The organism is Streptomyces sp. NPDC036813 (assembly GCF_055609245.1).
Map to the genome: position 1 here is coordinate 283,046 of NZ_JBVJPV010000011.1, position 19,678 is coordinate 302,723.

Sequence of the window (19,678 nt, forward strand, 5' to 3'; positions counted from 1 at the left end):
GAAGGGGTCAGGACTCCTTGACGGCGATGGTCTCCACCGTGTTCGCCACGTGCTCGAAGGCGTCCGCCGCCTCCTCCAGCACATCCACGATCTGCTTGAGCTTGAGCACCTCGATCGCGTCGTACTTGCCGTTGAAGAGATGGGCAAGCAGCTTGCGGTGGATCTGGTCGGCCTGGTTCTCGAGGCGGTTGACCTCGATCCAGTACTCAGTCAGGTTCTGCATCGTCCGCAGATTCGGCATGGCCTCGGCGGTGAGCTCGGCCGCCCGCGCCAGCACCTCGATCTGCTGTTCGACACCCTTGGGGAGTTCCTCGACGTTGTAGAGGACGACCAGGTCGACGGCCTCCTCCATGAAGTCCATGATGTCGTCGAGGGAGGAGGCGAGGGAGTAGATGTCCTCGCGGTCGAACGGCGTGATGAACGAGGAGTTCAGCTGGTGGAAGATCGCGTGCGTGGCGTCGTCGCCCGCGTGTTCCGCGGCCCGCATACGCTCTGCGATCTCGGCCCGGGCGGAAGCGTCCGCCCCGAGCAGTTCCATCAGGAGTTTCGAGCCGGTGACGATGTTGTCCGCGGACGCGGCGAACATGTCGTAGAAGCTCGTCTCCCTGGGGGTCAGACGAAAGCGCACGTGGGGTCCTCGGGATGCATCGGTTTCGGTCAGGCTGATGCTAGGCGCATCATCCGGCCACGGCTAACGGGCCGCCCCCCAGTGTCGCCCATCAAGGAGACTGATCGGCACGGGGGCTTCGGCGGCCGCTTCCCCTTCTACCCGGCAAACTTCGGTACCATATACCCACCAGGGGTATATAGCCGTAATCTGGACACGGGTCGGCACACATGGCAGCACACTGGGAGGACGCGATGACGACCACCGAGGCCGGCGCTGGTGCGCCCTCTGCAACGGAGACGGAGACCACAGGCGCGGGCGCCGCGCCGGACGTGGTGACCGACCACGATCACGGCGTGCACGGCTACCACCACCAGAAGGCCGAGCACCTCAAACGCCTGCGCCGCATCGAGGGCCAGATCCGCGGCCTGCAGCGCCTGGTCGACGAGGACGTGTACTGCATCGACATACTCACCCAGGTGTCGGCTTCCACCAAGGCCCTGCAGTCCTTCGCACTGCAACTGCTGGAGGAGCACCTGCGGCACTGCGTCGCCGACGCGGCCGTCAAGGGCGGCGACGAGATCGAGGCGAAGGTGAAGGAGGCCACGCAGGCCATCGCCCGCATGCTCCGCACCTGAGGCGGCGCCGGTGCGGCACCGACCCGGTCACCCCTCGCGGGCGTCCCGCTCCTCGGCCACGCGCAGCACCTCGTCGATGCTCTCCATGCTGAGCCGCTCCCGGGCGGCCGAGGCGGCAATGATCAGCTCGCAGCACAGCTCTATCTCGGCGAGCGCCACATGGTCCTGAACCGCCGTACCGCCGAGCGGAGCCACGAGCCTCACCTCATCTCTGCCGTCACCGGCTTCCTAGAGTAGGGAGCGGCCCACAGCCCGCGCATGGCACGGAAGGGCTAGTCCTCATCCCCTCGGCGATCCGCCCGACGTCCCCTCGACGGCCCGACGGCTACTCGGCGATCCGCCCGTCGTAGATGTCCGCACTCCTCGGCAGCCGTACGGCGACGGGGGTGCCGAAGTCGTACAGCAGCGTCGTCGAGGCGACCGCCACGGCGTCCTTCTTCTGCCCGTTGACGAAGCTGAACCGGTGCCGGATCTTGCGGATGCGGCCGGCGTCGTCGAGATAGACGTCGAACGGCACCAGCGCGGTGGCGAACCCTTTCGCCGCGGCGCGCAGCGCGTCCCGGTCGGCCGGGACGGAGGCGCCGCGCGCGGCCGCGGCGAGGTCGGCGGTGCCGCGGTAGTGCCGCACCGGCGTCCCCGCGACCTCGGTGCGCCCCAGGTAGGTCGCGGTGCGCGTGCCGCGCAGCACCTCGGCGGCGGCGAACGGGTCGGTCGCGCCGCCGGTGACGAGGTTGCCGTCGGAGACCGACGCGCTCTCGACCCGCACCCACTTGTCGGCGGGCACCCCGGCGCCCCGGTTCTTCATGAACAGCGCCCCCGGAGCGAGCAGTTCCGTGATGGGCCGGTGCTCACTGCTGCCCGCCGGGTCCTGCGGCAGCACCACCCGCAACTCCCCGAGCCGGTGCCGGAAGTCGTAGACGCCCTCCCCGCGGATCGTCACACGGGTACCGCCGGTCGCCATCTCCATCGCGGTGCGCGCCTTCGAACTCCCGGCGGCCTCCAGCCGGTCCGGGGCCTTCCTGAGCAGCCCGACGGCGTCGTCCACGCCCCGTGCGTCCTCGGCCGCGGCCCCGCTGCCGGAGCACCCGGCGGCACCGGCGCACACGCACACCATGACCCCGGCCGTGGCGAGTGCCCCGCCTGAACGCCGCCAGCGCTGCCGCCGCTGTGCCATCGCCTGCCTACCCCCAGCCGGTACGTCCGTCACGGGCCGCCTGTCGTTCCGGTTAACGACCGGTAGGTGCGGCCGTCACGGCCGGGGAGCGGAGGCCGTGACCGGCTGACGACCCGTTAACCATCCCCCGCTACCGTGGACACGTGACCCAGCAGGACGGTCTTCCGGCAACCCGCCAGGAACACCTCACGACCACCGTCGAACAAGGCCGCTTCTGCCTGGCCCGCTGCACCTGCGGCTGGCGAGGCCCGGCGCGCCGCGCACGGAGCCAGGCCAGAACCGACGCGGAGACCCACGCGAACGCGCCGTGACCGCACGGACACGAGGGAACCCGGCGCGCCCCCACCCCGTCCCCACCCACAGGAACCCCCACGGGACGGAGACCCACACATGGACCGGCGCACCTTCCTCGGCGGGACCGCGGCCGCGGTCACCACGGTGACCACGGCCGCCTGCACCGGCGGGACCGGAGTGCAGGCGGCAGCCCAGTCCTCCGGCCCCCCGCTGAAGGCCGCCTCCGCCGTTGCCCCCGCGGGCCTCGCCGCCCTCGCCCGGGACCTCGACGGCACCCTCGTCCGCCCCGGCGACGCCGCCTGGGCGGCCGCCCGCCAGCTGTACAACACCCGCTTCGACGCCCTGAAGCCCACCGCCGTCGCCTACGTGGCACACGCCGACGACATCCGCACCACGCTCGCCTACGCCCGCGCCCACCACCTCAGCGTCGCGATCCGCAACGGCGGCCACTCCTACGCCGGCTGGTCCTCGGGTGACAACCGCCTGATCCTCGACGTCTCCAAGCTCAACCGGGTCCGCGCCTCCGGCACCACGGCCGTGGTCGGCGCCGGCGCCAAGCTGATCGACGTCTACCGCGCCCTGGCCGCGAAGGGCGCGACGATACCCGCCGGCTCCTGCCCCACCGTCGGCGTCTCCGGCCTCACCCTCGGCGGCGGCCACGGCGTGGTCTCCCGCGCCTACGGCCTGACCTGCGACAGCCTCACCGCCGCCACCCTCGTCACCGCCGACGGCCGGCAGCTCACCGCTGACGCCACGCACCACCCCGAGCTGTTCTGGGCCCTGCGCGGCGCGGGCAACGGCAACTTCGGCGTCGTCACCGAGCTGCACTTCCGCACCCACCCCGCCCCGCAGGCCGTCACCGCGTACCTGAGCTGGCCGTGGGCGAAGGCGGCCGCGGTGGTGAAGGCATGGCAGGAGTGGGGCCCCTCCCAGCCCGACGAGATCTGGTCGTCGCTGCACCTGGCGAACACCGCCGGCGGCACTCCCACCGTCACCGTCTCCGCCTTCTCCCTGGGCACCTACGGAGAGCTGAAGAACGCCGTCGACCGCCTCGCGCACAGCGCCGGGGCCAACGCCCTCAGCGTCTCCCTGCGCCGCCGCTCCTACGAGGAGGCGATGGACATCTACGCCGGCTGCTCGGCCTTCTCCGCCGACGCGCAGTGCCATCTGCCGGGCGCGACACCGGGCCGTTCCCCGCAGGGCCTGCTGCACCGCGAGACGTACGCGGCCCGCTCGGACTTCTTCGACCGGTCGCTGTCACCGGCCGGCATCCAGACCCTGCTCGCGCAGATCAGGTCGGTGCGCGGCGGCACCGGCAGCTTCGCGCTGACCGCGCTCGGCGGGGCGGTCAACCGTGTCTCCCCCACGGCGACGGCCTTCGTGCACCGCCGCTCGCGCATGCTGGCCCAGTACATCGCGGCCTGGCGAGCGGGCACCCCCGGTACGGCGTCCCAGTCCTGGCTGGCGTCCGCCCACGGCGCGATGCGGCCGTACGCCTCGGGGGCGGCGTACCAGAACTACACCGATGCGACGCTGAAGAACTGGCGCACCGCCTACTACGGCGACGCGGCGGCCCGTCTGGCACAGGTGAAGAAGACGTACGACCCGAACCGCTTCTTCACCTTCCCGCAGGCCCTGTAGCGGGGGCTTCAGGCGGCCAGGTCCCGTTCCTCGCTGCCGGCCGGGTGCTCGGACCGCGCGTTCGGGATCAGCGCCCCCTGCCCGTCGGCCTGGTGCCGCCGGGAGCGGATCAGCCAGCCGGCCCTCGACCGCTCCACGGCCTTCGCCAGCGGCGTCAGCAGTGCGGTGGCAAGCGGTGACAGCAGCAGCGCCACGGCCGTACCGAGGGCGAAGCCGCCGATGACGTCGGTCGGGTAGTGCACGCCCATGTAGACGCGGCAGAAGCCCTCGAGGAGGGCGAGTCCGATCCCGACCAGCCCGAAGCGGCGGTTGGCGACGAACAGGGCGACGCCCATGGCCATGGTGAGCGTGGCGTGGTCGCTGACGAAGGAGAAGTCGTTCTTGCCGGAGACGAGGACGTCCAGGCCCTGGTGGTCGTTGAAGGGCCGCGGCCGCTGCACGAAGCCGCGGATCGGGACGTTGACGAGGACGGCGATGCCGGCCGCCAGCGGCGCCCACACCAGCCCGGCGACCGAGGAGGCGGCGTCCTCCCCGCCCCGGCGCCGCACGGTCCACCAGCACCACAGCACCAGCAGGACCATGGCGAGCAGCAGCCCGTACTCGCCGACGAACTCCATGGCCCGGTCGAACCAGTGCGGGGCGTCCTTGGCCAGGCCGTTGATGTCGTAGAGGAGGTCGACGTCGGGGTTCGACCCGGATTCGGCGAGTCCAGCCATCGTGCTGCGGCCCCTTCGTCGTTGTCCCGGGCGCACCTCGCGTGCGCCGCTGCTGCCCACCCCCGTGGTGTGTAGACCCGCTTACGTCAGACGTGCGCTCGACTACGTCAACAGGAACGCACGGCCCCCGTTGATACGTTCCACCCTCCACCGAATGATCACGCAGACGTTATCGAAGAGAGACTCGTCGCCGCAGCTCAGGGGGTGGGTTCACGGAGGGTTCACACAGCGGTGGGGAGCGCTTTCGCGCCATCTTCGGTGACCCGGGTGGCCCCGAAGTAGTCACCCGTGTCGATCGGGTCGAACCGGATGACGGCTCCCGTGCGCGGCGCGTCGATCATGTACCCGCCGCCGACGTAGATGCCGACGTGGTGGATGGCCCGCGAGTCGGCCGGATCGTGGGAGAAGAACACCAGGTCCCCGGGCAGCAGTTCGTCCCGCTTGGGGTGCGGCCCCGCGTTGTACTGGTCGTTGGCGACACGCGGCAGCGTGATGCCCACGCTCTGGTAGGCGGCCTGCGTCAGCCCCGAACAGTCGAACCGTCCGCCCTGCTCAGGCGTACCCTCCCCACCCCACAGATAGGGCGTCCCGAGCTTCTTCTGCGCGAAGTAGATGGCTCCGGCGGCTTGTTTGGAGGGGTCGATCCGGCTGACGGGCGCGGCGAAGCTGTCCTCCAGCGTGGTGATCGTCTTCACGTAGTTCTGGGTCTCCTTGTACGGCGGCACACCCCCGTACCTGATGACCGCGTACGCGCCCGCGTTGTAGGCGGCGAGCATGTTGTGCGTGGCGTTGCCGGGGACACTCTTGACGTCCTTGGAGAGTTCGCAGTCGTAGGACGCGGCCGATGGAATCGCGTCATTCGGGTCCCAGATGTCGCGGTCGCCGTCGCCGTCCCCGTCGATGCCGTGCGTCGCCCAGGTGCCGGGGATGAACTGCGCTATCCCCAGCGCCTTCGCCGGGCTTCTGGCGGCGGGGTTGAACCCGCTCTCCTGGTAGAGCTGGGCGGCGAGCAGCGCCGGGTTGAGCGCGGGGCACAGGTTGCCCCACTTCTGCACGAGCGCCTGGTAGGCGGCGGGCACGGCACCCTTGGCCAGCGCCCGGCCGGCTCCGCCGACGCCGTTCATGAGGTTGCCGGCGATCACGTACACCCCGACGACGAGCAGCAGCACGAAGCTCACTCCTGCCGCGGCGGCGCCACCCGCCCAGAGCCACGCCTTACGCACCGTCAACCGCCCCTCACCGACCGGGAGTCCGCCCGCGCCAGTTTAGGAGCTTCCCACCCGGAATCCGGTGCAACCGAAGCTCTCGTAGTCGGTGGGGCTGCTTTTGACGTGATACAGCACCACGGTCCAGTCACCGGGGTCGTTCGTGACCGGGATGGCGTTCTCGGCCTTGCCCTGGAAGTGGCTCTGGAAGTCGTCGGGGTAGGTCAGCTCGATGAAGTCGCCGTCGCGGGTGGTCCGGTAGATGTCCAGCGGCTTGCTCGTGTATCCGATGTTCTTGCTCTCCATGAGCAGGCCCTCGAACGGTTTGCCCGTCTCGGAATCGATCTCGTGGGGCGGTTTCACGCCGACGGAGACGTAGTAGGGGGCGGGCAAGGTGCTGAGCCAGCTCGTCTCCTTGAAGCGGAAGGAGATCTTCGCCTTCGTCCGGACGGTGGCGGACTGCGGATCGTCGGCGTCGTCCACGTCCGTCTGGAGGATGTAGGGCGGACTGGCCGCGCCGATGAGCCCGCACGTGCCGATGCCGTGCGCGGCCTCGTCCGGTTTGTCGGACAGATGCCAGTAGTCGTGCGAGACGCGGTTGTTCTCGATGTACGCGGGCGGCTTCGTCTGCGCGACGGGACTCGCGGACGGCGAGGACCCGCCGCCGCCCGCCCCCTGCGCCTGCTGCTCTTGCCGCCCTCCCAGGGTCCGCAGCGCCACCGCGGTCCCCGACCCGACCACCACGGCGACGGCAAGGGTGACGATCCAAGCGGTACGCCGGCGGGGGCGCGGCCCCGGCGGTGCGGCCGTGGGGGCGGCGGGGCCGAGGGTGGGGAGATAGGCGGGGAGCGCGGTCGGCGTGTAGCCCGGACCCGCGGTCGGCTGGGACGCGACCGGGACCGCCCCGTGCCCCGGCGGCACCAGCCCGGCCGCCACGGCGGCGGAAAGGTCCCGCGGGGCTGCCTCACCCTGCCCGGCGAGCCGCGCGTAGTAGGGGTCCTCGGTGAGCGCGGAGCTGACCGCGCAGCGCGCGATGACCTCGTCCAGGCCGGGACGCCGGGCCGGGTCCTTGGCGACGCACTCCTCGATGAGCGCGGCCAGGGCCGGATCCACCCCCGCGAGGTCGATGTCCTCGTGCACGACACGGTAGGAGACGGCGTGTCCGGCGCCGCCGCCGAAGGGGGCCCGCCCGGTCACCGCGTGGGCGACCGTGGCGCCGAGCGCGAAGACGTCCGCCTCCGCGCCGACCCGGTCGTGCGTCAGCACCTCCGGCGCGGTGTACCCGGGCGTGCCCGGGGTCAGACCGGTCTGGGTGAGCGCCGTGTCGGCCGCGCCCCGCGCGATGCCGAAGTCGATGAGCAGCGGGCCCTGCGGGGAGAGGATCACGTTCTGCGGTTTCAGGTCGCGGTGCGTCACCCCGTACGCGTGCACGCTCGCCAGCGCCTCGGCCAGCGCCGCGAGCAGCCGCGGCGCACTGCCGACCGGCACCGGGCCGTGCGTGGCCACCGCCTGGGCCAGCGTCGGCCCCGCGACATACTCCGTCGCCAGCCACAGCGGCGACGTGTCCAGCGACGCGTCGATCAGGTTCGCCGTGTACGCGCTGCGCACGGCGCGGACGGTCTCCACCTCGCGGCGGAAACGGGCGAGCGCTTCCGGGTGGTCGGTGATCTCGTCGCGGATCACCTTGATCGCCACCAGCCGGCCCCCGGGCGACCGCCCGAGGTAGACCTGCCCCATCCCACCCGCACCGAGCCGCGCGAGCAGCGTGTACGCGCCTATGTGCGCCGGATCCTGAGCCTTGAGTGCGTGCACGGACCGACCTTGCCACAAAGATCATTCGTGCGCATGTGTCCGTGACGGTCACTCAGGGCCGGGCCAGGACACGGCGGTTCAGGGAACACCCGCCGCATCCCGGTACGCCTCCGCCGCCTCCGCACCCAGCACCACGCTGTAGGACACGTCGTCCGTGTCGCCGCCGTCCTCGTGGCCGCCGAGGACGCCCACGACCCGCCCGAGCCGGTCGAGCCACGGGCTGCCGCTCGTGCCGCTGCTGAACCCGGGGCAGTTGATGCGCTGCTGCGTGGGGCTGTGCCGCACCGGTTTGTTGGTGCACACCACCGGCGCCTCCTGGTCGTCGGGGTACCCGGTGACCGTCACCGTGCTCGCCCCGGTCGTCGTACCGGTGACGAACCGGTTCGCGCCGACCACGTCCTCCACGGTCTTGCCGCCGCGCGGCGCGAGCACCGCGAAGGCCACGTCGCTGTCCTCGCTGCGTCCCGCCTGCCACCCGTCCGGCAGCATCATCCGCTGCACCGGCCACGCCCCGTAGGGCGCCTTGCCGTACCGGTAGCCCGGCACGAACACCAGATCGTCCTCGTCCTCACTGCCGTCACCGCTCAGACAGTGCGCCGCGGTCACGATGAGGTCGCGGTGCGGGCTGTGCACCACGGAGGCGGTGCAGAAGTGCTCACCTTCCCAGTCGGCCGCGCCGGCGTGGAAGAGCGCCCCGATCCGGGCGCTCGGCGGAGTGGGCGCGGCCCGCACGGTCACGCCGAGCGGCCGGGGCCAGGCGCGCGCGGCGGCCCCGGAACACGAGGCACCGGCCAGCAGTACGAGCACACAGAAGAGCGCGCGTCTGCGAGGGCCCACGGAGCGTGAGGAGCGCTTCATCGGCGACCACTGTGACGGACGAAGGTGAGAAAATCGTCAGACGCGCTGCATCGGCGGCCGGCCGCGTCGCGGAAACCGCGGCGCTTCGGGCGAATCGACCAGGACACCGCGCACACATCTCACCACGACAACGGCCATGACAGGGCTGCCTCCGTCCTTCACCGCACGACACCGCACCGACACCGCACCGCTTGCCCCGCGAGCGGCCCCGTACGCCTCCGGCGCCCGCCCGGCGCGGCAGCCCCACGCTACGACGCCGGGCCGTAGTGCGACACCCGAACGGAGCCACCCCGGTGAAAAGCGGCTCAGGCGTCCTTGACGACCGCGGCGGGGAACGCCACCCCCGTCAGCTCCTCCGACACCGTCCACAGCCGTCGCGCCGCCTCCGGATCGCTCGCCGCCGGTGAGCGGCCCACCAGGGCCGGTGCGCCGCGCAGCTCGCCGAGGCCGTCCGGGCCGACGTAGCTCGCGCCGGGCAGGTCGGCCACCGCCGCGTACAGCGTCGGCAGGGCGCCGGCCCGGTCGTCCTGGGCGAAGAGGCGGTTGCCGGCCTGCATGAGCGCCCGTGTCACCGGGCTCGCGGCGTGGCTCTGCAGGTTGGTCGCCGCCCAGCCGGGGTGGGCCGCGAGGGCGCGCAGGGGGGAGCCGGCCGCGGTCAGGCGGCGCTGGAGCTCCAGCGTGAAGAGCAGGTTGGCGAGCTTGGACTGGGAGTAGGCGCGCTGCGGGTTGTAGCGCCGGTCCAGGTTCAGGTCGTCGAAGTGGATCGCCGCCCCGGGCCAGCGGTGCGCGCCGGAGGACACCGTCACCACGCGGTCGGTGAGGTGCGGCAGCAGCAGGTTGGTCAGCGCGAAGTGGCCCAGGTGGTTCGTGCCGAACTGGGTCTCGAAGCCGTCCTTCGTCCGGCCCTGCGGCACCATCATCACGCCCGCGTTGTTGACCAGCAGGTCCAGCGGGCCCTCCCAGCCGGCCGCGAACTCCTTCACCGAGGCCAGGTCCGCCAGGTCCAGCCGGCGCACCTCGCTGCTGCCGCGCACGGTCGCGGCCGCTGCCCGGCCCCGCCCCTCGTCCCGCACCGCGAGGACGACGTGCGCCCCGGCCCCGGCGAGCGCACCGGCGGTCACGAGACCGATACCGCTGTTGGCGCCGGTCACGACGGCCGTGCGCCCGGTCAGGTCCGGCATCGCGGACACGTTCCACTTGCTCTGCCTGTCAGCCATGAACTCAATGTAGACAACGCCAACAATGCTGTCAATGACAACAAAAGCCCCGACCGCCACCGCCCCCAAGCTGACACCGGCAACATCGGGATACGATGGCCCACATGCCCGCAAGCCGCCCCTACCACCACGGAGACCTGCGCGCCGCCCTCCTCAAGAGCGCCGAACGCACCCTCCGCGACAAGGGCGCCGGCTCGCTCTCCCTGCGGGAACTCGCCCGCGACATCGGCGTCAGCCACGCCGCCCCGGGCCGGCACTTCAAGGACAAGCAGGCCCTGCTCGACGCCCTCGCCCTCACCGGCTACGAACGGCTCATCCAGGCCCTGCACAGCGCCGACGCCCCCGAACTCCCCCTGCCGCAGCGCCTCGCCTCACTCGCCCGCGCCTACCTCGGGTTCGCCATCGACAACCCCGAGCTGCTCGAGCTGATGTTCGCCCGCAAACACGACCCGGACGCCCAGCTCGCCGACGCCGTCGAGCGCTCCTTCGGCTCACTCACCCACCTGGTCGCCGACGCGCAGCAGCGCGGCGAACTCGTCGCGGGCGACCCCGAGCGCATCACGATGGTCATGGCCGCGAGCCTGCACGGCCTCGCCGCCCTCGTCGCCGGCTGCGCGCTCCCTGCCCAGGAGGCCCTCGACGGTCTGGACGACCACGTCCATCACCTCCTGCACGGCCTCACCCCGCGCCGGCCCTGACCCTGCGTCACCGCGCCCGCCGCGCACGGCCCAGCACGCCCCCTTCCACCGGCCGGGGATAGCCTTCACTCTCACAGCAGTGACACGACCGCTCACCCGACCAGCCGTCAGAAACGGCCCACGTCACAAGAGGGCACAACGACGGAACCACACCACTGGTTCCGCACCGGCCTCATTGCCCGGCGTGACCTGCCGTGATACACAGAGTGACCATACGACTCTTCGCATGGTGTTCGTACGAAACCCGCCAACGAATGACGCCAAGTCGACATACGACAGCGGCATCGTCGGCGAGAATGAGGCCTGACCTCTGCACACCGCAGGGGACTGCGGAACTACCCAACAGGGGCGGTGACTTACATGCTCTTTGCGGCCGACAAGGGAGACATCAACACCATCATCGGCGGTATCGCTCCGGACTGGGGCCCGTTCGGCAGCCTGGGCAACGAAGCCAAGGTGATGATCGAGGTGGTGATGGCCGTCGCCATCCTGCTCTGCCTCGGCATCGCCGTCTGGGGGGCCGCCAAGCAGCGTATCGGCGCCACCGCCCTGCGGGACACCTTCAGCGCCGAACAGGGCAAGGGCCTCATCATCGCCGGGCTCACCGGGGTGTTCATCATCGGCTCGCTCGGCACGCTGTTCACGATCGTGTACGGCATGGCCGTGTAGCAGGCGCGCCCCCGTCCTCCCTCCCGTCCCACTCACCTGTCGTGCCCACCGGCTGAGGTTGCGTTTCCCTGATGTCGAGTCACCACACCGCGCCCGCGCGGGAACCAGCACGGCTACCGTCGTACTCCTACGCGTTCCGGTACGAGGTGTTCTTGAACGACGTCGAGGGGGCGTACGCGGCATGAGTCTCGGGGACGAGCACGACGCGGCCGGCGGCGGCTACGGCGGCAGCGGCCAGACGCGCACACGGCTGCCGGACCGCCCCGGCGACCCCTACGGCGGGGCGCGCCGCCCCGGCCGCCGCTCCTCCTCGCGGAGCATGGTCACGGTGGTCGCGGTGGTGGTCCTCCTCATCGCGGCCATCGCCTTCGCCAACCGCGGCGGTGACGGGGCGTCGTCCGACAGAGCGGCGGGCAACAAGCCGAAGGCGGCCCCGACGGCGGCCACGGGCACGCAGCCGGTCCGCACGAACACCTCCGGCATCCCCACGGGCTTCGCCCACGATCAGCAGGGGGTGCAGTCCGCTGCCGCGAACTATGCGGTGGCGCTCGCGTCGACCGACATGTTCGACGCAACTGGACGGCACGACATCGTCGGTACCGTCTACGCGCCCGACGTTGCAGCGGCCCGCCAGGCGGCCCTGGACAGCGCGTACACCAACGAGAAGTTCCTCACCAACATCGGTCTGAACAAGGACGGCACCGCGCCCAGCGGTCAGACCTTCGTGTCCCGGGCCATCCCGGTGGGCACCAAGGTCACCGCGTTCACGCCCGAAAGCGCCACAGTCGAGGTCTGGTACACCTCGCTCTTCGGCCTGTCCGGCGAAGCCTCCACGAACCCGGTGTCCGAGAGCTGGTACACCACCACCTACCAACTGAAGTGGACCGCGAACGACTGGAAGATCACCGACTTCCAGCAAAAGGACGGTCCCGTGCCGGTCGGGCGCGACCAGCAAGCCTCCACCGCCGACGACATGACGAAGGCCCTTCAGGAGTACGGAGGCTTCACCTATGCGCGCTAACCACCGCTTCCTCAAGCTGACGGCAGCCGCAGCCGCCGTACAGACCAGCATGGTGCTACTGGCCACCCACGCCTTCGCCGCGCCAAGTCCCACGCCGAGCCCGTCCGGCAGCAACGACCCCTGCGACCTGATCCGCGGCCCCGCCAAGGACTACTGCGAAAGAGGCAACGGCGCAGCCCGCGGCGGCCGCTCCGTCTCCCCCGACCCCTCCGCCACCCTCGACCCCCTCTCCTCCCTCGCCAAGGGCTGTGCCGAGGCCGCGTCCTGGACCGTCGACAAGCTCAGCACGGCCGTGAAGGAGACGGCCACCGTCGACTTCACGAACCAGAAGTTCCTCCAGCAGTACGCCGTCGTCTTCGCCGCGTCGACGATCCTCACGCTCCTGCTGTGGCTGCTGGCCGTGGCCAAGCGAGCCGTCCGCGGCGTACCCCTGAGCACCGCCATCTCCGAAGCCGTCGGCTTCCTCTGGCTCACCGTGCTCGCCTCCGCCTTCACGCCGCTGATCCTCTACACCGTCGTCTCCGCGGCCGACGGCGTCAGCGACGTGCTCGCCAGGACCACCGGAAACCAGGCCGACACGTTCTTCGGCACGTTCTCCGCCGCCCTGAAGAAGGGCGACAACATCGGCGGCGGCCCGATCATGCTGATCGTCGTCTCCCTCGTCAGCATCCTCGCCGCCGGCATCCTGTGGCTGGAACTCGTCATCCGCGCCGCCCTGCTCTACGTCGGCGCCCTGCTCGGCACCGTCGTCTACTCCGGCCTCGTCGACAAGAACATGTGGGGCCACGTCCGCCGCTGGGCCGGCATCATGATCGCGGTCATTCTCGTCAAGCCGGTCATCGTGATCGTGCTCGGACTGGCCGGCGCACTGTCCTCCGGCGACGGCCCCGACGCGTTCTCCGCCGTCGTCTCCGGACTCGCGATCATCCTGCTCGCCATCTTCGCCTCGGCGATGATCTACCGCTTCGTCCCCGGCTTCGGCGACGAGATCGTCAACTCCCGCAACAACCGCATCATGCAGGGCGCCGAAGGCAAGGCCGCCGCCGTCATCAGTTCCCCGGCCAGCCTCGTCGCCCAGGGCATCAAGACCCACAGCACCCGCGCCGACAGCAACGGCGGCCAGGCCGCCGGGTCCGCGTCCAGCACCCCCCGCCAGGCCAACCCCGCCTCCGGCGGCGTCGCCGCGCACAGCGCGCGCACCTCGACCGGTGGTGGCGGCGGAACTGTCCCCTCCGCCGCTCCCCCGCCCCGCGCGAGCAGCCCCGTCAACACCCCGCACGCCAGCAACACCCGCAACAGCAGTACCAACCGCACGGGAGGTGAAGGGCGTTGACGACCGAGTCCCACGTGTCCCATCCGGTCACGCCCCGCCGTACATATCTGATCGGCCGCGCCCGGCCGAACGCCATCGTCGGACGCAACCGCGAACCCGGCGAGCTCGCGCTGATCATCGTCGGCGCGTTCCTCGGCATGATGTGCGGGCTCCTCGTCCCCGTCCTGTCCCTGCGCATCGTGCTGCTGATGGGCTTCCCGCTGCTCGCGCTGGCCGCGGTCTACGTGCCGTACAAGCGACGCACGTTCTACAAGTGGTTCGAGATCAACCGCAGCTACAAGCGCACCCTGAAGCAGGGCGCCACCTACCGCTCCGGCGCCGTCGAGGCCGGCACCCGGCTCGACGGCAAGGAGATCGAGGTCGGCCCGCCGCCCGGCATCGGCCGCATCAACTGGCTGGCCGCCCCCTTCGGCCCCGACGAGATCGCCGTCCTCCTGCACGCAGACCGCAGAACCGTCACCGCGGCCATCGAGATCGAGGGCCCCGGCGTCGGCCTGCGCGACAGCGAGGACCAGGAAGCCCTCGTCGACCGCTTCGGCACGCTCCTCAAGCACGTCGCCAACGGCGACGGCTTCGTCACCCGTCTGCAGATGCTCGCCCGCACCCTGCCCGCCGACCCCGACGCCCACGCCAAGGACGTCGCCGTCCGCGGCGACGACAAGGCGCCGCGCTGGCTGCGGCAGTCCTACGACCAACTTCAGTCGATGGTGTCCACGTCCAGCGAGCAGCACCGCGCCTACCTCGTCGCCTGCATGCACTACACCCGCGACCTGGCCGCCGAGGCCAACGCCATGGCCCGCGCCGCCCGCGCGCACGGCGGCAAGGTCGACCGCGACGCCGGCCTCGCCGTCGTCATGGCCCGCGAGCTGACCGACATCTGCTCGCGCCTGCAGGAGGCGGACATCCGGGTCCGCCAACCCCTCGGCCAGGGCCGGCTCGCCTCCCTCATCCACTCCATGTACGACCCGGACCACCCGATCGACCACATCCAGGCGATGACCAAGCGCAACGCCTGGCCCGCCGAGCTGGACGCCCGCGAGCCCACCTTCCTGCAGGCCAAGACCCGCGAGTCGTCCACCCGCGCGCCCTGGTGCCACGCCACCGCGTGGGTCAAGGAGTGGCCGATGACCCCGGTCGGCGTGAACTTCCTCGCGCCCCTGCTCGTCCACACCCCCGACGTCATCCGGACCGTCGCCGTCACGATGGACCTCGAACCCACCGAGGTCGCCATCGAACGCATGCTCACCGAGAAGACCAACGACGTCGCCGAGGCCTCCCGCGCGGCCAAGATGAACCGCACCGTCGACCCGCGGGACATCGCCGCCCACAACCGCCTCGACCAGCGCGGCGAGGACCTCGCCAGCGGCGCCGCCGGAGTGAACCTGGTCGGCTACATCACCGTGTCGTCCCGCTCCCCGGAGGCACTCGCCCGCGACAAGCGCACCATAAGGGCCTCGGCAGGAAAGTCGTATCTGAAGCTGGAGTGGTGCGACCGCGAGCACCACCGCGCCTTCGTGAACACACTTCCGTTCGCCACCGGCATCCGAAGGTAGGGGCTGATTCGCCGATGCGGGATCCGCTGTCCGTCCTCACCGACGCCTTCACGTCCTTCCTCTTCGGGAAGGTCGAGACGACCCGGCTGCCCGTGCGCACCTCCACGGGCCAGGCCCAGGCGGTCTACCTGCCGACCGCCGCGCCCGGCCTCGGCGACTCCGGCGTCATCATCGGCCGCGAGGTCTACTCAGGAAAGGGCTACATCTACGACCCGTTCCAGCTGTACGGCCAGCAGCTCCCGGCGCCGCACTGGCTCGTCCTCGGCGAGTCCGGCAACGGCAAGTCGGCCCTGGAGAAGACGTACGTCCTGCGCCAGTTGCGCTTCCGCGACCGCCAGGTCGTCGTCCTGGACGCCCAGGGCGAGGACGGCGTCGGCGAGTGGAACCTGATCGCGCAGCAGCTGGGGATAACGCCCATCCGGCTCGACCCGATGGCCGCCCTCGACCACGGCATCCGCCTCAACCCGCTGGACCCGGCGATCACCACCACCGGCCAGCTGGCCCTGCTGCGCACGATCATCGAGGTGGCGATGGGCCACGGCCTGGACGAACGCTCCGGCTTCGCCCTCAAGGTCGCCCACTCCTACGTCAACGAGACGATCGTCGACCGCCAGCCCGTGCTGTCCGACATCGTCGAGCAGCTGCGCCACCCCGAGCCGGAGTCCGCCGAGGCGATGAACGTCGCCATAGACGACGTCCGGGCGTGGGGTCTGGACGTCGCCCTGGTGCTGGACCGTCTGGTCGACGGTGACCTGCGGGGCATGTTCGACGGCCCGACCACGGTCGGCATCGATCTCGACGCCCCGCTGATCGTCTTCGACCTCTCCCACATCGACCGCAACTCCATCGCCATGCCCATCCTCATGGCGATCGTCGGCGTGTGGCTGGAACACACCTGGATCCGCCCCGACCGCAAGAAGCGCATCTTCCTCGTCGAAGAGGCCTGGCACATCATCAACAGCCCGTTCGTGGCCCAGTTGTTCCAGCGCCTGCTGAAGTTCGGCCGCCGCCTCGGCCTGTCCTTCGTCGCGGTCGTCCACCACCTGTCCGACGTCGTCGACGGCGCGGCCGCGAAGGAAGCGGCGGCGATCCTGAAGATGGCCTCGACCCGCACGATCTACGCCCAGAAGGCCGACGAGGCACGCGCCACCGGCCGTGTCCTCGGTCTGCCCCGCTGGGCGGTGGAGATCATCCCGACGCTCACCCCCGGCATCGCGGTCTGGGACGTCAACGGCAACGTCCAAGTGGTCAAACACCTGATCACCGAGGCGGAACGCCCCCTGGTCTTCACCGACCGCGCGATGACCGAGTCCTCCCTCGACCACGACGCCCTGCGCGCCGCCGAGCTGGAGGCCGAGGAACGGGCTGCGGCGTTCATGGAGGAGCACCTGGCCGAGGTGGACGGCTCGTCCGAGTCGACGGTGGCCTAGGCAAGGAAGGACGGGCAGCCATGAGACCGGGTGACGAGCGCGACGGCCGCCGGGACAACCAGGGCGGCATCCCCGACGGCCTCCTCGTCGGCATACTCGCGTTCCTGCTCGGCATGACCCTGCTGGTCTGGACGGCGACCGGCCTGGCCGGCCTCTTCACCCACGGCTCCTGGCCGACGGCGGTCACCTTCACCCGTACGCCGCTGGCCATGCGCCACCTGATCGGTCAGCCGCACGACGTCCCCGGCGCCTGGCCGGACACCCCGGCCGGCGAACTCTCCGGCTACGGCCTGTTCTGGGGTCTGTTCATCGGCCAGCTGATGGTGCTGTTCGTCCTGACGGTCTTCGTCATGGGCACAGTGGCCCGCTGGCGGGCCGGACGGGCCGGACGCCGCACGGCCGCGAAGGCACCGGCCAGTGCGACGCCGACGCCGCCGGACGTACGGGAGGTTCCGGCCCCCCGCGCGGAACCGGAGCAGCCGGAACCGCTACCGCCCGTGGAGGTGCGGCCCGAACCCGGCGGCTCGCTGCCCCCCGGCACACCGGTGACCGGCTGGGAGGCCCCTGAGGGCCCGGTCCACTATGCCCCGCGGGAAACCCGACGGCTCACCGCCGTGCAGGCCGTGCGGGACGCCGAGGGCCCCCTCCTGGTCGTCACCTCGAACCCGGCCGTGTGGCAGGACACCAAGGACGCCCGGGCCAAGCTGGGCCCCACCCACCTCTACGACCCGGCGCACCTCTGCGACACCCCGTCCCGGCTGCACTGGTCCCCCACCACCGGCTGCGAGGACAAGCACACCGCGAAGGACAGAGCCGCGGCCCTCCTCGCCCCCGTCCGCCCCGCCTCCCGCCTGGACCAGGCGGTCAGCGAGACCGCTGAAATTCTTCTGCGCAGCTACCTGCACGCCGCCGCCGTCGACGGCCGCACCCTCCGCCATGTCCACCGCTGGTCGCAGGGCACCCAGATCCAGGACGCCGTCCGCATCCTCCGGACGAGCCCGAAGGCCGCCGCCGGATCCGCGGGCGAGCTGGAAGCCGCGCTCACCGGCCACCCCGAGCGGCGCGACATGGCCCAGGAACTCCTCACACGCGCCCTGTCCGCGCTGTCCACGCTCAACATCCGCGAAGCCTGCACCCCCAACCGAAGTGATGCGCTCGCCCTGGATTCCTTCGTCGACGAAGGGGGCAGTCTTTATGTGGTCGGCGAATCCCTCGAGGACCCCAGGACCGACCCGGGCGCGATGCCCTTCCTGACGGCCCTCGTCTCGAGCGTGGTCGAGCGCGGCCGGCGCATGGCCGAACGGTCATCCTCCGGTCGGCTCGACCCACCATTCACGCTCGTCCTGGACGACATCGCCGCTGTGGCCCCGCTTCCCCAGTTCCCCCGGCTGCTGGCTCGCGGCGCCGATCAGGGCCTGCCGGCCCTGGCCCTGCTCCGCTCCCGCGAACAGGCCCGCTCCCGCTGGCCGCACGACGAACTGCCGGTGTGAGGAGAAGGTCAGTCCTTCTCCAGCACGAACTCGAGCTCCTTCTGCCCGGGCGCCTGAGCCACCGGCACGGTCACCCCGGTCGGCACGAACCCGGCCTTGCGGTAGAAGCCCTGGGCCCGCTTGTTGTCCTCGTGCACGATCAGCCGCACCCGCTCCACCCCGATGCCCCACGCCCACTCCAGCGCGGCGTCGAACAGTGCCTTCGTGAGCCCGGACCCACGGTGCTCGGGCCGCACATAGGCGCCGACGACATGCCCCTGCCGCCGCTCGACGGGGAACCCGGCCCAGTCCGTCGTCCCGGGCTCCTCGACCAGTACGGTCACGGTCCCGACCCACCGTCCGTCGGTCTCCTCGGCGACGAACTGGCGCACCCCGGTGCCTTCCGCGCCGCCACCGGCCGCCCGATCCTGCCAGAAGCCGTCGGACCGCTCCACGGCCTCCTCATAGGTGTCGAGAAAGGCAAGGTGCGCAAGTGGGTCCCGCAGGGCGGCCAGCCGCAGCTCCTTCACGGCCCGCCATTCCTCGGCACGTATGGGACGGATGGCAACGTCATCGCTGGTCAGGGAATCCATGCGGTCACGGTAGCCAGCATGCGCAGGCCCCACACCTCATATTCGGACCCGGTTGTCGGTGGGGGCACCTACTGTGATGCCCCATGACGACTCTGCCCGACAGACCCAACACCGCACTGCTGATCATCGACGTCCAGAACGGCGTGGTGGACCAGACCCACAACCGGGACGCCGTCGTGGCGAACATCCGCGCCGTCACGGACAAGGCCCGCACCGCCGCCGTACCGGTCATCTGGGTGCAGCACTCCGACGACGACCTGGAGTACGGCAGCAAGAGCTGGGAGTACGTCCCCGAGCTGGTCCGCCGCGACGACGAGCCGCTCGTCCACAAGAAGTACGGCGACTCCTTCGAGGAGACGGACCTGGAGGCCGTGCTGGCGGAGCACAAGGTGGGCCGGCTGGTGGTCACGGGCGCCCAGACGGACGCCTGTATCCGCTCGACCCTGCACGGCGCGATCGTCCGCGGATACGACGCGACTCTGGTCGCCGACGCCCACACCACGGAAGATCTGACCAAGTACGGGGCGCCGGCCCCGGAACAGGTGATCGCGCACACCAACTTGTATTGGAAGTGGCACGCGGCACCCGGCCGGAAGGGCGGCACGACGACCACGGAAGAACTGGCTTTCTGAAAGACCCGGAAACGCAAGGACCGGAAACGCAGAAAACCCCCGCATCCGAAGATGCGGGGGTTTTCCCAATAATTGTTCGGCGGCGTCCTACTCTCCCACAGGGTCCCCCCTGCAGTAC

The 19,678-nt window shown here is 70.9% G+C and carries 20 protein-coding genes; 11 read left to right on the forward strand and 9 right to left on the reverse strand.

Going from position 1 to position 19,678, the window contains the following annotated elements; translation table 11 throughout:
* Positions 1-7: 7 nt before the first annotated feature.
* Positions 8-628, reverse strand: coding sequence for a DUF47 domain-containing protein (locus ACZ67Q_RS23880; RefSeq protein WP_103782764.1), 621 nt, complete (start codon positions 626-628; stop codon positions 8-10).
* A 233-nt stretch (positions 629-861) separates the two neighbouring features.
* Between ACZ67Q_RS23880 and ACZ67Q_RS23885 the strand changes: the two genes are divergently transcribed.
* Complete coding sequence (locus tag ACZ67Q_RS23885; protein WP_471185516.1) at positions 862-1,245, forward strand: metal-sensitive transcriptional regulator; 384 nt, start codon at positions 862-864, stop codon at positions 1,243-1,245.
* Between the two features lie 27 nt (positions 1,246-1,272).
* Here the strand turns inward: ACZ67Q_RS23885 and ACZ67Q_RS23890 are convergent, their stop codons facing one another.
* Positions 1,273-1,440: a hypothetical protein gene (locus ACZ67Q_RS23890; protein WP_361636124.1), complete on the reverse strand. Its 168-nt coding sequence runs from the start codon at positions 1,438-1,440 to the stop codon at positions 1,273-1,275.
* 130 nt (positions 1,441-1,570) lie between these two features.
* Positions 1,571-2,419 carry an SCO4651 family lipoprotein gene (locus ACZ67Q_RS23895; RefSeq protein ID WP_471185447.1) on the reverse strand — a complete coding sequence of 283 codons (849 nt, stop codon included), beginning with the start codon at positions 2,417-2,419 and terminating at the stop codon, positions 1,571-1,573.
* 143 nt (positions 2,420-2,562) lie between these two features.
* Here ACZ67Q_RS23895 and ACZ67Q_RS23900 point away from each other — a divergent pair, with 143 nt between their 5' ends.
* Together ACZ67Q_RS23900 and ACZ67Q_RS23905 are read left to right on the forward strand one after the other, a co-directional pair.
* On the forward strand, positions 2,563-2,730 hold the full coding sequence (locus ACZ67Q_RS23900) for a hypothetical protein (protein ID WP_471185450.1): 168 nt from the start codon (positions 2,563-2,565) through the stop codon (positions 2,728-2,730).
* Between the two features lie 79 nt (positions 2,731-2,809).
* On the forward strand, positions 2,810-4,354 hold the full coding sequence (locus ACZ67Q_RS23905) for an FAD-binding oxidoreductase (protein ID WP_471185452.1): 1,545 nt from the start codon (positions 2,810-2,812) through the stop codon (positions 4,352-4,354).
* 8 nt (positions 4,355-4,362) lie between these two features.
* Here ACZ67Q_RS23905 and ACZ67Q_RS23910 read toward each other — a convergent pair whose 3' ends face one another.
* The 5 genes from ACZ67Q_RS23910 to ACZ67Q_RS23930 all read right to left on the reverse strand — a co-directional run bounded on the left by ACZ67Q_RS23910 (position 4,363) and on the right by ACZ67Q_RS23930 (position 10,162).
* Entirely contained in the window at positions 4,363-5,070 is a 708-nt protein-coding gene (locus tag ACZ67Q_RS23910) for a phosphatase PAP2 family protein (protein ID WP_471185454.1), read from the reverse strand.
* Between the two features lie 221 nt (positions 5,071-5,291).
* Positions 5,292-6,299 (reverse strand): C40 family peptidase, encoded by a 1,008-nt coding sequence (locus tag ACZ67Q_RS23915; protein WP_471185457.1) that lies wholly within the window; start codon positions 6,297-6,299, stop codon positions 5,292-5,294.
* A 36-nt stretch (positions 6,300-6,335) separates the two neighbouring features.
* On the reverse strand, positions 6,336-8,087 hold the full coding sequence (locus ACZ67Q_RS23920; RefSeq protein WP_471185459.1) for a serine/threonine-protein kinase: 1,752 nt from the start codon (positions 8,085-8,087) through the stop codon (positions 6,336-6,338).
* A 78-nt stretch (positions 8,088-8,165) separates the two neighbouring features.
* Positions 8,166-8,945, reverse strand: a complete 780-nt coding sequence (locus ACZ67Q_RS23925) for a trypsin-like serine peptidase (RefSeq protein ID WP_471185461.1) — start codon at positions 8,943-8,945, stop codon at positions 8,166-8,168.
* 305 nt (positions 8,946-9,250) lie between these two features.
* Complete coding sequence (locus ACZ67Q_RS23930) at positions 9,251-10,162, reverse strand: oxidoreductase (RefSeq protein ID WP_471185464.1); 912 nt, start codon at positions 10,160-10,162, stop codon at positions 9,251-9,253.
* A 95-nt stretch (positions 10,163-10,257) separates the two neighbouring features.
* Between ACZ67Q_RS23930 and ACZ67Q_RS23935 the strand changes: the two genes are divergently transcribed.
* The 7 genes from ACZ67Q_RS23935 (at position 10,258) to ACZ67Q_RS23965 (ending at position 18,356) form a co-directional block, all read left to right on the forward strand.
* Positions 10,258-10,860, forward strand: a complete 603-nt coding sequence (locus tag ACZ67Q_RS23935) for a TetR/AcrR family transcriptional regulator (RefSeq protein ID WP_471185466.1) — start codon at positions 10,258-10,260, stop codon at positions 10,858-10,860.
* Between the two features lie 360 nt (positions 10,861-11,220).
* The gene (locus ACZ67Q_RS23940; protein ID WP_014673544.1) at positions 11,221-11,529 is read left to right on the forward strand and encodes a hypothetical protein; all 309 of its coding nucleotides are present in this window, start codon (positions 11,221-11,223) and stop codon (positions 11,527-11,529) included.
* Positions 11,530-11,710: 181 nt separating this feature from the next.
* Positions 11,711-12,550, forward strand: coding sequence for a hypothetical protein (locus ACZ67Q_RS23945; protein WP_471185468.1), 840 nt, complete (start codon positions 11,711-11,713; stop codon positions 12,548-12,550).
* The gene (locus tag ACZ67Q_RS23950) at positions 12,540-13,883 is read left to right on the forward strand and encodes a hypothetical protein (protein ID WP_471185471.1); all 1,344 of its coding nucleotides are present in this window, start codon (positions 12,540-12,542) and stop codon (positions 13,881-13,883) included. The genes ACZ67Q_RS23945 and ACZ67Q_RS23950 overlap by 11 nt, the downstream gene beginning before the upstream one ends.
* Positions 13,880-15,436: an SCO6880 family protein gene (locus ACZ67Q_RS23955; RefSeq protein WP_471185473.1), complete on the forward strand. Its 1,557-nt coding sequence runs from the start codon at positions 13,880-13,882 to the stop codon at positions 15,434-15,436. The genes ACZ67Q_RS23950 and ACZ67Q_RS23955 overlap by 4 nt, the downstream gene beginning before the upstream one ends.
* A 14-nt stretch (positions 15,437-15,450) precedes the next feature.
* Complete coding sequence (locus tag ACZ67Q_RS23960; protein ID WP_471185476.1) at positions 15,451-16,866, forward strand: ATP-binding protein; 1,416 nt, start codon at positions 15,451-15,453, stop codon at positions 16,864-16,866.
* Positions 16,867-16,886: 20 nt separating this feature from the next.
* Entirely contained in the window at positions 16,887-18,356 is a 1,470-nt protein-coding gene (locus ACZ67Q_RS23965) for a type IV secretory system conjugative DNA transfer family protein (RefSeq protein ID WP_471185478.1), read from the forward strand.
* A gap of 8 nt (positions 18,357-18,364) precedes the next feature.
* Here ACZ67Q_RS23965 and ACZ67Q_RS23970 read toward each other — a convergent pair whose 3' ends face one another.
* Positions 18,365-18,928 (reverse strand): GNAT family N-acetyltransferase, encoded by a 564-nt coding sequence (locus tag ACZ67Q_RS23970; RefSeq protein ID WP_471185480.1) that lies wholly within the window; start codon positions 18,926-18,928, stop codon positions 18,365-18,367.
* Positions 18,929-19,011: 83 nt separating this feature from the next.
* On the opposite strand from ACZ67Q_RS23970, the gene ACZ67Q_RS23975 reads away from it, so the two are divergent.
* Positions 19,012-19,560, forward strand: coding sequence for a cysteine hydrolase family protein (locus ACZ67Q_RS23975; RefSeq protein WP_471185483.1), 549 nt, complete (start codon positions 19,012-19,014; stop codon positions 19,558-19,560).
* Positions 19,561-19,678: the final 118 nt, after the last annotated feature.

Coding starts and splice junctions, on each gene's coding strand:
- ACZ67Q_RS23885 (WP_471185516.1), top strand. CDS start 862: ATGACGACCACCGAGGCCGGCGCTGGTGCGCCCTCTGCAACGGAGACG.
- ACZ67Q_RS23895 (WP_471185447.1), bottom strand. CDS start 2,419: ATGGCACAGCGGCGGCAGCGCTGGCGGCGTTCAGGCGGGGCACTCGCC.
- ACZ67Q_RS23905 (WP_471185452.1), top strand. CDS start 2,810: ATGGACCGGCGCACCTTCCTCGGCGGGACCGCGGCCGCGGTCACCACG.
- ACZ67Q_RS23910 (WP_471185454.1), bottom strand. CDS start 5,070: ATGGCTGGACTCGCCGAATCCGGGTCGAACCCCGACGTCGACCTCCTC.
- ACZ67Q_RS23925 (WP_471185461.1), bottom strand. CDS start 8,945: ATGAAGCGCTCCTCACGCTCCGTGGGCCCTCGCAGACGCGCGCTCTTC.
- ACZ67Q_RS23930 (WP_471185464.1), bottom strand. CDS start 10,162: ATGGCTGACAGGCAGAGCAAGTGGAACGTGTCCGCGATGCCGGACCTG.
- ACZ67Q_RS23935 (WP_471185466.1), top strand. CDS start 10,258: ATGGCCCACATGCCCGCAAGCCGCCCCTACCACCACGGAGACCTGCGC.
- ACZ67Q_RS23940 (WP_014673544.1), top strand. CDS start 11,221: ATGCTCTTTGCGGCCGACAAGGGAGACATCAACACCATCATCGGCGGT.
- ACZ67Q_RS23945 (WP_471185468.1), top strand. CDS start 11,711: ATGAGTCTCGGGGACGAGCACGACGCGGCCGGCGGCGGCTACGGCGGC.
- ACZ67Q_RS23950 (WP_471185471.1), top strand. CDS start 12,540: ATGCGCGCTAACCACCGCTTCCTCAAGCTGACGGCAGCCGCAGCCGCC.
- ACZ67Q_RS23960 (WP_471185476.1), top strand. CDS start 15,451: ATGCGGGATCCGCTGTCCGTCCTCACCGACGCCTTCACGTCCTTCCTC.
- ACZ67Q_RS23965 (WP_471185478.1), top strand. CDS start 16,887: ATGAGACCGGGTGACGAGCGCGACGGCCGCCGGGACAACCAGGGCGGC.
- ACZ67Q_RS23970 (WP_471185480.1), bottom strand. CDS start 18,928: ATGGATTCCCTGACCAGCGATGACGTTGCCATCCGTCCCATACGTGCC.
- ACZ67Q_RS23975 (WP_471185483.1), top strand. CDS start 19,012: ATGACGACTCTGCCCGACAGACCCAACACCGCACTGCTGATCATCGAC.